Origin of the sequence: Streptomyces sp. NPDC007896 (genome assembly GCF_042959425.1) — a bacterium.
Classification (GTDB): Bacteria; Actinomycetota; Actinomycetes; order Streptomycetales; family Streptomycetaceae; genus Streptomyces.
This window is the reverse complement of the sequence record NZ_JBIBKX010000026.1, coordinates 51,328-64,733: the sequence shown is the minus strand read 5'-3', so window position 1 is coordinate 64,733 and position 13,406 is coordinate 51,328. Positions and strand designations below refer to the sequence as shown.

The 13,406-nt window shown below is 68.8% G+C and carries 16 protein-coding genes; 14 read left to right on the top strand and 2 right to left on the bottom strand.

Translation table 11 applies throughout. From position 1 onward, the window contains the following. The first annotated feature begins 130 nt into the window (after positions 1–130). The 8 genes from ACFZDJ_RS49305 (at position 131) to ACFZDJ_RS49270 (ending at position 6,071) form a co-directional block, all read left to right on the top strand. Positions 131–643: a 2-oxo-4-hydroxy-4-carboxy-5-ureidoimidazoline decarboxylase gene (locus tag ACFZDJ_RS49305; protein ID WP_384909469.1), complete on the top strand. Its 513-nt coding sequence runs from the start codon at positions 131–133 to the stop codon at positions 641–643. A 146-nt stretch (positions 644–789) separates the two neighbouring features. Continuing rightward, entirely contained in the window at positions 790–1,170 is a 381-nt protein-coding gene (sdhC, locus tag ACFZDJ_RS49300; protein WP_079064942.1) for a succinate dehydrogenase, cytochrome b556 subunit, read from the top strand. A 5-nt stretch (positions 1,171–1,175) separates the two neighbouring features. Next, the gene (locus ACFZDJ_RS49295; RefSeq protein ID WP_054233701.1) at positions 1,176–1,667 is read left to right on the top strand and encodes a succinate dehydrogenase hydrophobic membrane anchor subunit; all 492 of its coding nucleotides are present in this window, start codon (positions 1,176–1,178) and stop codon (positions 1,665–1,667) included. A gap of 24 nt (positions 1,668–1,691) precedes the next feature. Further along, positions 1,692–3,446 carry a succinate dehydrogenase flavoprotein subunit gene (gene sdhA, locus ACFZDJ_RS49290; protein ID WP_099943003.1) on the top strand — a complete coding sequence of 585 codons (1,755 nt, stop codon included), beginning with the start codon at positions 1,692–1,694 and terminating at the stop codon, positions 3,444–3,446. Further along, a complete protein-coding gene (locus ACFZDJ_RS49285) occupies positions 3,446–4,225 on the top strand; it encodes a succinate dehydrogenase iron-sulfur subunit (RefSeq protein WP_075028383.1) in 780 nt (259 codons plus the stop codon). Before sdhA ends, ACFZDJ_RS49285 begins: the two co-directional genes overlap by 1 nt. A gap of 147 nt (positions 4,226–4,372) precedes the next feature. Then, positions 4,373–4,993 (top strand): hypothetical protein, encoded by a 621-nt coding sequence (locus tag ACFZDJ_RS49280; protein WP_390934737.1) that lies wholly within the window; start codon positions 4,373–4,375, stop codon positions 4,991–4,993. Next, positions 4,990–5,301 carry a hypothetical protein gene (locus ACFZDJ_RS49275; RefSeq protein WP_385379869.1) on the top strand — a complete coding sequence of 104 codons (312 nt, stop codon included), beginning with the start codon at positions 4,990–4,992 and terminating at the stop codon, positions 5,299–5,301. The genes ACFZDJ_RS49280 and ACFZDJ_RS49275 overlap by 4 nt, the downstream gene beginning before the upstream one ends. Positions 5,302–5,381: 80 nt before the next feature. Then, positions 5,382–6,071, top strand: coding sequence for a hypothetical protein (locus ACFZDJ_RS49270; RefSeq protein ID WP_384909462.1), 690 nt, complete (start codon positions 5,382–5,384; stop codon positions 6,069–6,071). Here ACFZDJ_RS49270 and ACFZDJ_RS49265 read toward each other — a convergent pair. Then, positions 6,033–6,935 (bottom strand): hypothetical protein, encoded by a 903-nt coding sequence (locus ACFZDJ_RS49265; protein ID WP_391069406.1) that lies wholly within the window; start codon positions 6,933–6,935, stop codon positions 6,033–6,035. The two genes, ACFZDJ_RS49270 and ACFZDJ_RS49265, sit on opposite strands and share 39 nt — an antisense overlap. 223 nt (positions 6,936–7,158) lie before the next feature. Here ACFZDJ_RS49265 and ACFZDJ_RS49260 point away from each other — a divergent pair, with 223 nt between their 5' ends. The 5 genes from ACFZDJ_RS49260 to ACFZDJ_RS49240 all read left to right on the top strand — a co-directional run bounded on the left by ACFZDJ_RS49260 (position 7,159) and on the right by ACFZDJ_RS49240 (position 10,073). Continuing rightward, a complete protein-coding gene (locus tag ACFZDJ_RS49260; protein ID WP_168510538.1) occupies positions 7,159–7,572 on the top strand; it encodes a VOC family protein in 414 nt (137 codons plus the stop codon). 106 nt (positions 7,573–7,678) lie between these two features. After that, entirely contained in the window at positions 7,679–8,089 is a 411-nt protein-coding gene (locus ACFZDJ_RS49255; RefSeq protein ID WP_385379856.1) for a hypothetical protein, read from the top strand. A gap of 5 nt (positions 8,090–8,094) precedes the next feature. After that, entirely contained in the window at positions 8,095–8,601 is a 507-nt protein-coding gene (locus ACFZDJ_RS49250) for a DCC1-like thiol-disulfide oxidoreductase family protein (RefSeq protein WP_391069489.1), read from the top strand. Positions 8,602–8,612: 11 nt separating this feature from the next. Beyond that, positions 8,613–9,383 carry a TetR family transcriptional regulator gene (locus tag ACFZDJ_RS49245; RefSeq protein ID WP_390934740.1) on the top strand — a complete coding sequence of 257 codons (771 nt, stop codon included), beginning with the start codon at positions 8,613–8,615 and terminating at the stop codon, positions 9,381–9,383. Between the two features lie 75 nt (positions 9,384–9,458). Beyond that, positions 9,459–10,073 (top strand): Uma2 family endonuclease, encoded by a 615-nt coding sequence (locus ACFZDJ_RS49240; RefSeq protein WP_390934741.1) that lies wholly within the window; start codon positions 9,459–9,461, stop codon positions 10,071–10,073. Here ACFZDJ_RS49240 and ACFZDJ_RS49235 read toward each other — a convergent pair. Continuing rightward, the gene (locus ACFZDJ_RS49235) at positions 10,066–12,474 is read right to left on the bottom strand and encodes an MMPL family transporter (RefSeq protein ID WP_391069487.1); all 2,409 of its coding nucleotides are present in this window, start codon (positions 12,472–12,474) and stop codon (positions 10,066–10,068) included. The two genes, ACFZDJ_RS49240 and ACFZDJ_RS49235, sit on opposite strands and share 8 nt — an antisense overlap. A gap of 187 nt (positions 12,475–12,661) precedes the next feature. On the opposite strand from ACFZDJ_RS49235, the gene ACFZDJ_RS49230 reads away from it, so the two are divergent. Continuing rightward, positions 12,662–13,351 carry a response regulator transcription factor gene (locus ACFZDJ_RS49230; RefSeq protein WP_168510529.1) on the top strand — a complete coding sequence of 230 codons (690 nt, stop codon included), beginning with the start codon at positions 12,662–12,664 and terminating at the stop codon, positions 13,349–13,351. The last annotated feature ends 55 nt before the right edge of the window (positions 13,352–13,406 follow it).

Genomic DNA, 13,406 nt, shown 5'->3' with positions numbered 1-13,406 from the left:
TGCCGCACCACACGTGACGTTCACAGGACGTCACGGCACCCCGTCGACATCCCACCGCCGAGGACCCACGCTGCCTTCGCACCGTCTTCCACGCCTCCCCGGCCAGGTCGCCCTACCCGAGCAGAAGAGCATGCCGTCGTCACCGGCGCGCCTGGAGCCGTTCAACTCCGCGCCCGCCGACTCCGTCGTGCGCGCGCTCCTGACCTGCTGCCGCAGCCTGCGCTGGGCCCACCGGCTGGCCGATCACCGGCCCTACCCGGACCTGGACGCCTTCCTCGCCGCGGCCGACGAGGCGGCCTACGACCTCACCCCGGCCGACCTCACCGAGGCCCTCGCGGGCGAGTCCCTCACACTGCTCCCGGACGGCGCGTACTCCGCCGCCCACACGGCCCTGAGCGCGGCCCACGCGGCCTACGAAAGCCGGTTCGGGCACGTGTTCGTCATCTGTCTGGACGACTTCTCCCCGGAGGAATCACTGGATCAGGTACTCGTCGGAATCCGGTCACGACTGACAAACGATCCCGAAGAGGAGCGGCTCGTCGCGGCGGAGGAGCTGCGCCGTCTGACCAGGGGCCGTCTGACGCGCCTCCTCGGGGACGCGGGGCCCTGGCCCGTCCGGAATAGCCCGAACGTGCCTGATTGATTGCCAGTTTGATCACATAGATAGGGCCGCTGTAAGCGTTCCGACAAGTCGTCGCTACGATGGCCAGGGCCGGTGGACCGTACCCGGCCGGGCCGACCGACACAGAAGCCGGCAGGCCCCAATCCCCGCTCCCGGAGGGTTCTTCCGTGCCGGCTGGAACGCTGTACCGCGGCCGGGAAGGAATGTGGTCCTGGGTGGCTCATCGAGTCACCGGCGTCCTCATCTTCTTCTTCCTGTTCGTACACGTGCTGGACACCGCTCTCGTCCGTGTCTCCCCCGAGGACTACGACAGGGTCGTGTCCACGTACAAGAATCCGATCGTCGCGCTGCTGGAGTACGGCCTCGTCGCCGCCATCCTCTTCCACGCGCTCAACGGCCTGCGCATCATCGCCGTCGACTTCTGGTCGAAGGGCCCGCGCTACCAGAAGCAGATGCTCTGGTCCGTCGTCGGTATCTGGGTCGTGCTGATGATCGGGGCCCTGTACCCGGTCCTCGGTCACGCATTCCGCGAAGTCTTCGGGAGCTGACGCCGATGTCCACCACTGAGACCGCCGCTTCCGGTATCGGCCCCGTCGAGGGCGCGGGTGAGTTCTCCGCGTACAGCGTCGACAACCCGGCGCCGTTCATCGAGGCCCCGCGCAAGCGCACCAAGAAGACCCCGAAGTCCACCCGTGGCAACTTCGAGATGTACGGCTGGCTGTTCATGCGCCTGTCCGGCATCGTGCTGGTCGTCCTGGTCATCGGCCACCTGCTCATCCAGCTCGTCCTCGACGGCGGTGTCTCCAAGATCGGCTTCGCGTTCGTCGCGGGCCGCTGGGCCTCCCCGTGGTGGCAGGCCTGGGACCTCGCGATGCTGTGGCTCGCGATGCTGCACGGCGCCAACGGCCTGCGCACGGTCATCAACGACTACGCGGAGCGCGCGAACACCCGGCTGTGGCTCAAGGGCCTGCTCTACACCGCCACGGTGTTCACCATCCTGCTGGGCACGCTGGTGATCTTCACCTTCGACCCGAACATCCGCTAGGCACGGGGCTGAGGTAACCGACTCATGCAGATCCACAAGTACGACACCGTCATCGTGGGCGCCGGCGGCGCCGGCATGCGCGCCGCCATCGAGGCGACGAAGCGCAGCCGCACCGCCGTGCTCACGAAGCTCTACCCCACCCGCTCCCACACGGGCGCCGCGCAGGGCGGCATGGCCGCCGCGCTCGCCAACGTGGAGGAGGACAACTGGGAGTGGCACACCTTCGACACGGTCAAGGGCGGTGACTACCTGGTCGACCAGGACGCCGCCGAGATCCTGGCGAAGGAGGCCATCGACTCGGTCCTCGACCTGGAGAAGATGGGCCTTCCCTTCAACCGGACGCCCGAGGGCAGGATCGACCAGCGCCGCTTCGGCGGTCACTCCCGCAACCACGGCGAGGCCCCGGTCCGCCGGTCCTGCTACGCCGCGGACCGCACCGGCCACATGATCCTCCAGACGCTGTACCAGAACTGCGTCAAGGAGGGCGTGGAGTTCTTCAACGAGTTCTACGTCCTCGACCAGCTGATCACCGAGGTCGACGGCGTCAAGCACTCGGCCGGTGTGATCGCCTACGAGCTGGCGACCGGCGAGATCCACGTCTTCCAGGCGAAGGCCGTCATCTACGCGTCCGGCGGCACCGGCAAGTTCTTCAAGGTGACCTCCAACGCGCACACCCTGACGGGTGACGGCCAGGCGGCCGTCTACCGTCGCGGGCTGCCGCTGGAGGACATGGAGTTCTTCCAGTTCCACCCGACCGGCATCTGGCGCATGGGCATCCTGCTGACGGAGGGCGCCCGCGGTGAGGGCGGCATCCTCCGCAACAAGGACGGCGAGCGCTTCATGGAGAAGTACGCGCCGGTCATGAAGGACCTCGCGTCCCGTGACGTCGTCTCGCGCTCCATCTACACGGAGATCCGTGAGGGCCGCGGCTGCGGTCCCGAGGGCGACCACGTCTACCTCGACCTCACGCACCTCCCGCCGGAGCAGCTGGACGCCAAGCTCCCGGACATCACCGAGTTCGCGCGCACCTACCTCGGCATCGAGCCCTACACGGACCCGATCCCGATCCAGCCCACGGCGCACTACGCCATGGGCGGCATCCCGACGAACGTCCAGGGTGAGGTGCTCCGCGACAACACGACCGTCGTGCCGGGCCTGTACGCCGCCGGTGAGGTCGCCTGTGTGTCCGTGCACGGCGCCAACCGCCTCGGCACCAACTCGCTCCTGGACATCAACGTGTTCGGGCGTCGCGCGGGCATCGCCGCCGCCGAGTACTCGGCGAAGGCCGACTACGTCGAGCTGCCCGAGGACCCGGCCTCGCAGGTCGTCTCGCAGGTCGAGCACCTGCGCAACTCCACGGGCACGGAGCGGGTCGCCGCGCTGCGCCTGGAGCTGCAGGAGTGCATGGACGCCAACGTGATGGTGTTCCGCACCGAGCAGACGATCAAGACGGCGGTCGAGAAGATCGCCGAGCTGCGCGAGCGCTACCGGAACGTCTCGATCCAGGACAAGGGCAAGCGGTTCAACACGGACCTCCTCGAGGCCATCGAGCTGGGCAACCTGCTCGACCTGGCCGAGGTCATGGCCGTCTCCGCGCTCGCCCGCAAGGAGTCCCGCGGCGGTCACTACCGCGAGGACTACCCGAACCGCGACGACGTCAACTTCATGCGCCACACCATGGCGTACCGCGAGGTCGGCGACGACGGCACCGAGTCCATCCGTCTCGACTACAAGCCGGTCGTCCAGACCCGCTACCAGCCGATGGAGCGTAAGTACTGATGGCTACCCCGACCCTCGACAAGGCGGACAGCGCCGGCCAGCCCGAGGCGGGCTTCGCCGACTCGCCGTACATCACCGCCACCTTCCGCATCCGCCGCTTCAACCCCGAGGTCGCGGCCGAGGCGGTCTGGGAAGACTTCCAGCTGGAGATCGACCCGAAGGAGCGCGTCCTCGACGCCCTCCACAAGATCAAGTGGGACCAGGACGGAACCCTCACCTTCCGTCGCTCCTGCGCGCACGGCATCTGCGGCTCGGACGCCATGCGGATCAACGGCAAGAACCGCCTCGCCTGCAAGACGCTGATCAAGGACATCAACCCCGACAAGCCGATCACGGTCGAGCCCATCAAGGGCCTGACGGTCCTCAAGGACCTCGTGGTCGACATGGAGCCGTTCTTCCAGGCGTACCGCGATGTGATGCCCTTCCTGATCACGAAGGACACCAACGAGCCGACGCGCGAGCGTCTGCAGTCCGCCGAGGACCGCGAGCGCTTCGACGACACCACCAAGTGCATCCTGTGCGCGGCGTGCACGTCGTCCTGCCCGGTCTTCTGGAACGACGGCCAGTACTTCGGTCCGGCCGCCATCGTCAACGCGCACCGCTTCATCTTCGACAGCCGTGACGAAGCGGGCGAGCAGCGCCTGGAGATCCTCAACGACAAGGACGGCGTGTGGCGTTGCCGCACCACGTTCAACTGCACGGACGCCTGCCCGCGCGGTATCGAGGTCACCAAGGCGATCCAGGAAGTGAAGCGCGCGCTGATCACGCGTCGCTTCTGACGCTTCTGCCGGCTTTCGCACCAAGAACCCCGCCTCCGTACAAGCTACGTACGGAGGCGGGTTTTTCTTTCCACATTTGACCGTATACCGTCAATCCGATCCCTCTGCCACACTTCGAACCCCGATGTCCACATCAACGGGGGCGGCATGGACAAAGCGAAGTTCGACCCTGCCCTGCACGTCGGATATCCAAAGCCACTCGGGCTCGTACACGCCGCAGATGTGGCTCTCACCATCGCCGCTCCGCTGCTCACCGCGGGCGCGCTGTCGCTGATCGGCGTCGTCTGCGCGGACGCGGACAAGTTCCGCTGGCCGGGCCCCACGCTGCTGCTCCTCGTCCTGACCGTGCTCAGCCTCATCACGAGCATCCAACTCGGCTATCAGGCACGGCAGTACCTCTACTCGTACCAGGACCTCAAGGACTGGCGCGCCGAGGAACCCGAACCGAAGTTCGTGGAGAACCAGCACACGGACTACCTCACGTGGCTGGACAAGACGTTCCTCGCGAGCATCGTGTACAACCTCGGAACGGTACTCCTCCTCCTGAGCGTAGCCGCCGCACTCACCCCTGAGGGGACGGGCCCGCTGGCGTTGTGGCGATGGATCACCGCCGGCCTGATCCTCGCCGCCACCGGGGGCGAAGCCCTCTGGTCGTACTCGGTCTACTTCCCCCTGCGCCTCGCTCGCCGACAGGCCTTGGAGAGCAGGAACAAGAACAAGAAGCAGTCGATGGAGAAGGCAGCAGTCGAGAGGAGTACGGCACCATGATGTACGACGTCCAACTGCCCGGCTTTGACCTCCTGTTGATCGAATGCGTACTTTGCGGCGCACGCCCCGACCCCGACCACACCTACTCGGTCGCGGATCCCCCGCACTGGACCCGGCTGTGGGAAACCCGCGACAAGGACGCCATCACCCGCTACCTGGTGAAGGACGGGGACCGCTTCCAGCACGGCACCCGGCGCGACGAGCCCTGCCCGGCGATTCCCTTGCCCGGACCAGCCCTGCACAAGCTCTCGGGCCAGGAGGCCATCGACCTGGCCGTGGATCTCAAGGATCTGCTCTGCCAGGACTGACCGCTCCCTGACCCCCTCGGTACGATGTGCGCCGCGGCGCCGTCCCCCGGCCCGTCGGAACCGGGAGACGGCGCACAGCGATGGCAGACGGTGGCGGAAGCGGTGGCCGTTCGTCTCGCGCCCGCACGTGGGTGGGGCTCCTCGCCGTCGCCCTGGGATGCTATGCCGTCGGTGACACCGCCGACCGGGTCCGCAGCGCGGCCCAGGTGACCGGTCGGTGGTGGCCCTGGGTACTGCTCGGGCTGGCGTTGGTCAATCTGCTCCGGTCGGCCGTAGCGGCGGAGGCGCTGATCGGACCGCTGATCCTCGGATCGGTCGCGCTGGGCGGTCTCGCCCTGTCACAACGGGGCGGCGAGCGGACCGTGGAGGACTGGATCGTCCCCGTCGGGCTGACCGTGGCCGGTGCGGTGTTGGTGCTGTCCGCCGGCCGGAACAGGCGGACGACGCGATGGTCCAGAGTGCTCTCGACCGGACGGGTCGTGGCACCGGCGGGCTCAGGGCCGTTGCTGACGGTGCGGGCCGTGCTCGGGGAGTTGCGAGCGGATCTGTCGCGGATCGACGCTACGGAGGACCAGGTGACGGTGCACGTCACGGCGGTCGGCGGGCATGTGCGGTTGATGGTGCCCAAGGAGTGTCCCGTATCGGTGCACCGAACCGGCGCCGCACTCACACGGGTGACGGACAGCGGACCCGAAACGCCGCGCGGCAAGGGCCGGTTCACGATCCACGTACTAGGTCTCTGCGCGGCCGTCAGCATCGCGCGCGTCTGAGACGCCCCTGCCGTGCTCGTACGGCAGGTCGGGTACGCGCAGTCCCACCAAGCGCTTCGAGACTCTCTCGAACACCTCCTGTTCCTGCTCCTGTTCCGCGGGCAGACGATGGTGCAGCGCCTCCAGCAGATCGAAGCGATGCAGGTCGAAGACCACATGCATCAACCCGGAGTACGCCTGGGCGGCGATGACCGCCCCTTTGTACGCGACCGCTGCGAGGACGAGGGCCACCAGCGGAAGCCAGCGCACACCGGACTCGTCGTACAGCCCGGCAGCCAGAACGGCGGCGAGAGCCAGGAAGGACCAGCACAGGTTGACCGCCGCGTCGAGCGCGTCCCGCGTGGAGCGCAGGGACTGCGACAGCCGGTCGGACACCTGCATGTAGATGCGCGGCCAGGCGGACAGGGTGGCCAGGCCGTAGCGCTCACCCGCGCTCAGCTCGCCGGCGCGCAGGGCATTGCCCAGCTCCGTGGGCAGCAGAACCTCGACAGGCGGCCGGGCAGCCAGGCGCCGCAGGGCATCGGCAGAGGCCGCACCGGGGCGGGTCGCCTTGTCGCGCAGCGCCAGGTGGCGACGTCGCTGTATCTCCACAAGCACGCCGGCCACTCGGGCGGTTGCCGGCCAGCGGTCCCAGTACCCCTCCAGCACGCGTACGGCCCGGACTTGAAAGGGCTGGAGGAGCAGGGCCAGGAGCCATGCGCACGCGGTCGGCGCCAGCAGCGCGACGACCGTGGCGCCAGGGCCGACGGGAAGCACCCGGGCCCAGTCGCTGCGCCCCGTGAAGCTTCCGGCGCGCACAAGGCTCCAGAAACCGCCGACGAGAAGCCCGCACGGCACGAAACCGACCATGAGCAGCCGCCGCACGAAGCCGCCTCCCCATACGCCCCGAACGCCCCTGAGTCCTCACCAGTATGGACACAACCGCCCGTCTGTACAGACGATCAGCCCGGCACGTACCGGAAAGCGGATCGACGCGAGCGTGCGGTCGCCCTCGAAGGAGACACCGCGCGCTCGGCCTTGCACCACCCGGGGGACCCGCACGGTCAGCCACCGGGCTCCCGGCGCGGCCCGTACCTAATCTGATGGCATGTCAGATGATGTGTCGTACGAGCTGCTCGGCTTCGACAACGTACTGCTGCCCGTCGGGAACCTCGGCGCCGCGGTGGAGTTCTACGGGCGGGCCGGCATTCCGGTGGCGTTCCGGCTGGACGAGGCCGGGATCGCGCTGCTGAAGGTGGGCAAGGAGACACCGGGGCTGCTGCTGCGACTGGAGGAGGAGCTCGGTCTCCGGCCGCCGGTGTGGGCCTCGGCGCGGGTGTGGCTGGAGGTCGGGGACGCGCGGGCCACGGCCGACGCGCTGGCCGCGGCGGGCATCCGGCCGCTCACCCCCGTCTTCCCGGTCGCCACCGGCTGGACCGTCGAGATCGCCGACCCCTGGGGCAACGTCATCGGCTTCACGGACTACGGCAAGCGGCCCGAGCTGGGCCGCCATCAGGCGTGACCACCCTCACCCCGCACCTCACCCCGCCCTGACTTGAACATGTTCAAAAGCAGGTCTACATTCCTTCTCGACAGCGTTTTGAACGCGTTCAAGAAGGGGTGGGGACATGGACCTCACGGTCGTCGCGTACGTCATCTATCTGCTGGTCAGCATCGCGCTGACGGTCTGGGTGGCACGCACGCTCAGCCACAACGGGCGGATCTTCCTCGCCGACGTGCTGCACGGGAACGAGAAGCTCGCCGACGCCGTCAACCACCTCCTGGTGGTGGGCTTCTACCTCGTCAACCTGGGCTTCGTCGCGCTCTATCTGAACAGCGACGACGGCGAGATCACCGACACGCGCGGAATCTTCGAGGCCCTGTCGACCAAGCTCGGCGTCGTCCTGCTCGTCCTCGGAGTCATGCACCTCGGCAACGTGTACGTGCTCAACAAGATCCGGCGGCGGGGCGTCATGGAGCGGGAGCAGCTGCCGCCCGTCGCGCCGACGGACTGGGTCGCGCCGACGGCCGGGGCGTGAGCACCATGACCGGCCTCAAGGCCACCCGTGACCGGGACGCCGCGCGCGTCCCGGTCCTCGGGCTCACCGTCCTCTACGACGCAGGGTGCTCCCTGTGCACCTTCCTGCGCGACTGGCTGGGCAAGCAGCCCCAGCTGGTGCCGCTGCGGCTCGTACCGGCCGGTTCAGAGCAGGCCCGGGCGCTCTATCCCTCCCTCGACCACCGCGCCACCCTCGACGAGATCACCGTCGTCGGGGACGGCGGTCAGGTCTACCGCGGGGCCGCCGCCTGGGTCGTCTGCCTGTGGGCGCTGCGCGAGCACCGGCCGCTCGCCCACCGGCTGAGCACCCCGGCCGGGGCCCGCCTCGCCAAGGGCGCGATGCTCGCCGCCGCGAAGTGGCGCTCCGCGCACGCCCCGCAAGGGTGGGTCGGGGGCGCGTACCGGCGGGGCGACGGGTGGGTGTACGAGCCGGGCGCCGGGTGGACGTACCAGCCTCCTGGCTGTGACAGCGGCTCCTGTTCGACTCGTTAGGCTCTGTTCCCGTGCCAGCACCGACAGACAGCCCCGGCCCGGACGACACCAGCGCGCCCGGAAAGGCCCAGGAAAAGGGTCCCGCCAAGAGCGAGCAGACCCGCGCCCTGATCCTGGAGACCGCGCTGCGGCTGTTCCAGGAGCGGGGGTACGACAAGACGACCATGCGGGCCATCGCCCAGGAGGCAGGGGTCTCCGTCGGCAACGCGTACTACTACTTCGCCGGCAAGGAGCACCTCATCCAGGGCTTCTACGACCGGATCGGCGCCGAGCACCAGGCGGCGATCCGGCCGGTCCTGGAGCGCGAGAAGGACCTGGAGGCACGGATCGCGGGGGTGCTGAAGGCGTGGCTGGACGTGGCGGAGCCGTACCACGAGTTCGCGGCGCAGTTCTTCAAGAACGCCGCCGATCCGGAGAGCCCGCTCAGTCCCTTCTCCCCCGAGTCGGCGGGCCCGCGCGAGGAGGCCATCGCCATACACCGCGAGGTGCTCGCCGGATCGAAGGCGAAGGTTCCGGAGGAGCTGAGGGACGTCCTGCCCGAGCTGATGTGGCTGTCGCAGATGGGGCTCGTCCTGTACTGGGTCTTCGACCGCACGGAGGGACGCGAACGCAGCTACCGGCTCGCCGAGCGCGGCGCCCGCATCACCACCCGGGGCGTCTCACTGGCACGCTTCCGCGTCCTGCGCCCGCTCGTCCACGAGGTGCACGAGCTGTTCACGGACTTCCTGCCGGGGATGACGAAGCTGCTGCCGGATCCGGGGCGGGGCTCCACCATCGGGTGAAGCCGGTGATACGGGGCATGGGGGAGGGATGCGGCCTACGATGATGTTCTCGACCAAGCCCACAGGAGGCACGCAATGTCCACTGCGTCCGTCGAGCAAGCCTTCGACCCTGAGCCGGTCGCGCTCACGGCCATTGCCGACGAAATCATGGAGCGGCATCCGGGCTACCGCGTCGAGATTGTCGGAGGCCATCTCCTCGTGACCCCGGCCCCGGACGGCGCCCACGCTCGCGCCCTCACCAACGTCATGCTTCCCTTCATCGCAGCCGGACTGCACGGAGGCGAGACCGAGGTGCTCCAAGGCATCGGAGTATGGCTGCCCATCGACGACGAGGACTACGCCATCCCCGACCTCGCAGTGGTGGACGCCGACTTCGAAGACCACCTCGTGAAGAACAACTCATACGAACCGGCCTGCTTCCGTCTCGTACTGGAGGTCACCTCCGGAAACTGGAAGAACGACCTGAAGACCAAGGTCACCGCCTACGCCCAGGCCGAAATCCCCGTCTACGTGATCGTCGACCGCAAGCACCAGCGCCTCCACGTCCTCAGCGACCCGGCCGGGGGCAGGTACGAGAACCACCGCCCGCACGCTCCCGGCGAGATCGTCACCCTCCCCGATTCCATCGGCGCCAAGGTCACCCTCGACGTCGATGAAATCCTCAAGGCCGGGCAGCCGAAGGCTAATTGACGGCGTCCACCTCCCCCTCCGCCAACTCCAGGTCGTGCACCAGCGGTTCGTCGGTCACGATGACGTGCCGGGCGCGGGCGCCGTACGACGAGGCCGTCGCCGACAGCAGGTAGGTGCCCGGAGCCGGGACCGAGACGATGTACGAGCCGTCCGCCAGTGAGGTCACCCGGTCCAGTTGACGCCCGCCCTTGCTGAGCAGGGTGAGGACCGCCCCGTCGACCGGCGCGCCCTCCGCGTCACGGACGAAGCCGTGGACGACCGACGATCCTCCCGCCGAAGCCCGCGGCAGCGGCTCCGCCTCCTCAGCCGGCTCCACCGCCAGGTGCGGCAGCCGCTTCTCCAGACCCGCCGGCAGCCACCAGTTGGACTTGCCCAGCAGATGCATCGCGGCCGGCACCAGCGCCGTACGGAGAATGAACGCGTCCAGCGCGACCGCCGCCGCGAGGCCCACACCCGCCATCGCCGCCCCCGAGTCACCGCTGAGGACGAAGGCGAGGAAGACGCAGACCATGATCAGGGCGGCGGAGTTGATGACACGGCTGGTCTCCGCGAGGCCGACCCGGACCGCCCGCGCGTTGTCCTTCGTGTGCACCCACTCCTCGTGCATCCGGCTCACCAGGAACACCTGGTAGTCCATCGAGAGGCCGAAGAGCAGGGAGAGCATGATGACGGGCAGGAAGGCGTTGATCGGGCCCTCCTTGCCGAGGCCCAGCAGACTCAGACCCCAGCCCCACTGGAAGATCGCGACGAGGACGCCGAAGGACGCGGCGGCCGCGATCAGGTTCATCAGGGCGGCGGTGAGGGGCACCACCAGGGAGCGGAAGGCGACCATCAGAAGCAGGAAGCCCAGGCCGATGATGGTGGCGATGAAGAGCGGCAGCCGGTCACCCGTGACGGTCGAGAAGTCCTTGGAGATCGCCGTCACACCGCCGACATGCGCCTGCGCCCCCGCGTCCGGGATCACCTTCTCCCGCAGGGTGTCGATGAGCTGGTCCGTCTTCTCGGACTGCGGTGATGTGGTCGGTACGACCTGGATCACCGTGACGCCCCGCGCGGGCTGCAGCGCCGCGACCTGGGCGACGCCGTCGGTCGCACGGATGCCCTCCACCAGCCTGTTGGTGTCGCCGCTGGTGGAGACCACCTGGAGCGGCCCGTTGAAGCCGGGTCCGAAGCCCTCCGCGAGGAGGTCGTACGCCTTCCTCGTCGTCGTCGACGCGTCGTCGTTGCCCTGGTCGGTCGCACCGAGCCGCAGCGACAGCACCGGGATCGCGAGGATCGCCATGACGACGAGGGCCATCACGGCGATCGAGCGCGGGCGCTTCTGGACGCTCCCCGACCAGCGTGCCGCGAAGCCGCTGGCCCGCTCCGGCTCGGGGCCTTCGGCGGCCAGCTTGCGCCGCTGGCGGCGGCTGAGCACCCGGGAGCCGAGGAAACCGAGCAGCGCGGGCAGCAGCGTGACCGCCGCGAGCACGCTGAACACGACGGTGAGCGAGGTGCCGATGACCACGCCGTCCAGGAAGCGCAGGTTCGTCACGAGCATCCCGGCGAGCGCGATGCACACCGTGCCGCCCGCGAACAGCACCGCGCGCCCGGAGGTGTTGAGGGCGGTGACCGCCGACTCCTCCGGGTCCATGCCGCGCAGGATGCCGCGCCGGTGCCGGGTGACGATGAACAGCGCGTAGTCGATGCCGACACCGAGGCCGATCAGGGTGGCGAGCAGCGGGGCCAGGTCCGGTACGGACGTGACATGGCTGAGCAGCTGGGTGGAGAACAGGCCCGTGCCCACCCCGAAGATCGCGATGCCGATCGGGAGCAGCATCGCGAAGAGCGAGCCGAAGGCGAGGAAGAGGACGACCGCCGCGGCCAGGATGCCGATCATCTCGGCGAGTCCGGTCGGCGGCTCCTGCACCCGCTGGATCGCCTGACCGCCCAACTCGACGTGCAGACCGCCACGTTCGGCGCCCTGCGCGGTGTCGACCACGTCCTGCACCAGCGGCTTGGGCACCGCGTTCGCCTGCTTGGCGAAGGTGATCTGGGCGTATGCGATCTTGCCGTTGGCGCTGATCTGCGCCGCGCCCCGGTCGCCCGCGTACGGGCTGGTGACGCCGCCGACCCCCGCCATCTTGCCGATCTTCTCCAGCACGGGCTGGATCCGGGACTGTACGGACTGGTCCCGGACGGTTCCCGTGTCGACCTTCCACACCACCGTGTCGGTGTCGCCCGCGCGCTCCGGGAAGGCCTTCTCCATCTGGTCGTACGCGCGCTTGGAGTCCGTGTTCGGAAGGGAGAAGACGTTCGCGTAATCCGTGCCCGCGGTCGAGGCCGCGGCCCCGAGCCCGAGCAGTGCCCCCACCCACAGCAACAGGACCACCAGCCGGTGCCGATAGCACCACCGTGCCAATGTCGCCACGCTCAACGCTCCTTAGTCGACCGGTCATCCGGTCGTTCGGTTGTCGGTTGGTCCCCCAGGTCCTGGAACCAACCATCGACCGGCACGCTCGAGCGACGACACAGACCGCCCATGACTCTCAAGGAACTCCAAAGGGGGAGCCGCCCCCTGGCGCGACCCGCGTGCGGATACTGGGGGCATGACCGCTCACGAGGGGGCCACCGTACTCGTCGTCGAGGACGAACCGAGCATCGCGGACGTCCTCGCCATCGCCCTGCGCTACCACCGCTTCGAGGTGATGACCGCGGGCACCGTCCGCCAGGCGCTCACGCTCGCCGAACGCACCCGCCCCGACGCGGCGCTGCTCGACGTGATGCTGCCGGACGGCGACGGGCGGGCGCTGGGCCGTGAACTGCGCCTGCGCCGGCCCGACCTGGCGATCGTCTTCCTCACCGCGCGGGACGCGCCCGCCGAGATCGTCGGCGCGCTCGGTTTCGGCGACGACTACATCACCAAGCCGTTCAACATCGACGAGGTCGTCGCCCGGATCACGGCCGTACTGCGCCGCACCCGCCCCGACGACGTCCTTCCGCAGCGCCCGCCCCTTCGCTACGGCGAACTCGAACTGGACGAGACGACGTACTGCGTACACCGCGGGGACCGCACGGTGGAGCTCACCCCCACCGAGTACGCCCTGCTGCGCTTCCTCGTCCGCAACGGCGGCCGGATCGTGCCCAAGGAGCAACTCCTGCGGCACGTCTGGCAGTACGAACACTCCGCCGAGTCGACCGTCGTCGAGACGTACATCAGCTATCTGCGCCGCAAACTCGAACCCCTCGGCCCACCGGTGATCCAGACCCGCCGGGGCGTCGGATACGGCCTCGCATGACCCCGGCATCCCCGGACCCCGGGGTCGCCGCGGGGCATGCGGAGCCCTGCCCCCG

Excerpts from the sequence above, each read along its gene's own strand:
- ACFZDJ_RS49295 (WP_054233701.1), top strand. The coding sequence starts at position 1,176 with ATGTCCACCACTGAGACCGCCGCTTCCGGTATCGGCCCCGTCGAGGGC.
- ACFZDJ_RS49250 (WP_391069489.1), top strand. The coding sequence starts at position 8,095 with ATGACCGGCCTCAAGGCCACCCGTGACCGGGACGCCGCGCGCGTCCCG.
- sdhA (WP_099943003.1), top strand. The coding sequence starts at position 1,692 with ATGCAGATCCACAAGTACGACACCGTCATCGTGGGCGCCGGCGGCGCC.
- ACFZDJ_RS49275 (WP_385379869.1), top strand. The coding sequence starts at position 4,990 with ATGATGTACGACGTCCAACTGCCCGGCTTTGACCTCCTGTTGATCGAA.
- ACFZDJ_RS49285 (WP_075028383.1), top strand. The coding sequence starts at position 3,446 with ATGGCTACCCCGACCCTCGACAAGGCGGACAGCGCCGGCCAGCCCGAG.
- ACFZDJ_RS49230 (WP_168510529.1), top strand. The coding sequence starts at position 12,662 with ATGACCGCTCACGAGGGGGCCACCGTACTCGTCGTCGAGGACGAACCG.
- ACFZDJ_RS49280 (WP_390934737.1), top strand. The coding sequence starts at position 4,373 with ATGGACAAAGCGAAGTTCGACCCTGCCCTGCACGTCGGATATCCAAAG.
- ACFZDJ_RS49260 (WP_168510538.1), top strand. The coding sequence starts at position 7,159 with ATGTCAGATGATGTGTCGTACGAGCTGCTCGGCTTCGACAACGTACTG.
- ACFZDJ_RS49270 (WP_384909462.1), top strand. The coding sequence starts at position 5,382 with ATGGCAGACGGTGGCGGAAGCGGTGGCCGTTCGTCTCGCGCCCGCACG.
- ACFZDJ_RS49255 (WP_385379856.1), top strand. The coding sequence starts at position 7,679 with ATGGACCTCACGGTCGTCGCGTACGTCATCTATCTGCTGGTCAGCATC.
- ACFZDJ_RS49240 (WP_390934741.1), top strand. The coding sequence starts at position 9,459 with ATGTCCACTGCGTCCGTCGAGCAAGCCTTCGACCCTGAGCCGGTCGCG.
- ACFZDJ_RS49305 (WP_384909469.1), top strand. The coding sequence starts at position 131 with ATGCCGTCGTCACCGGCGCGCCTGGAGCCGTTCAACTCCGCGCCCGCC.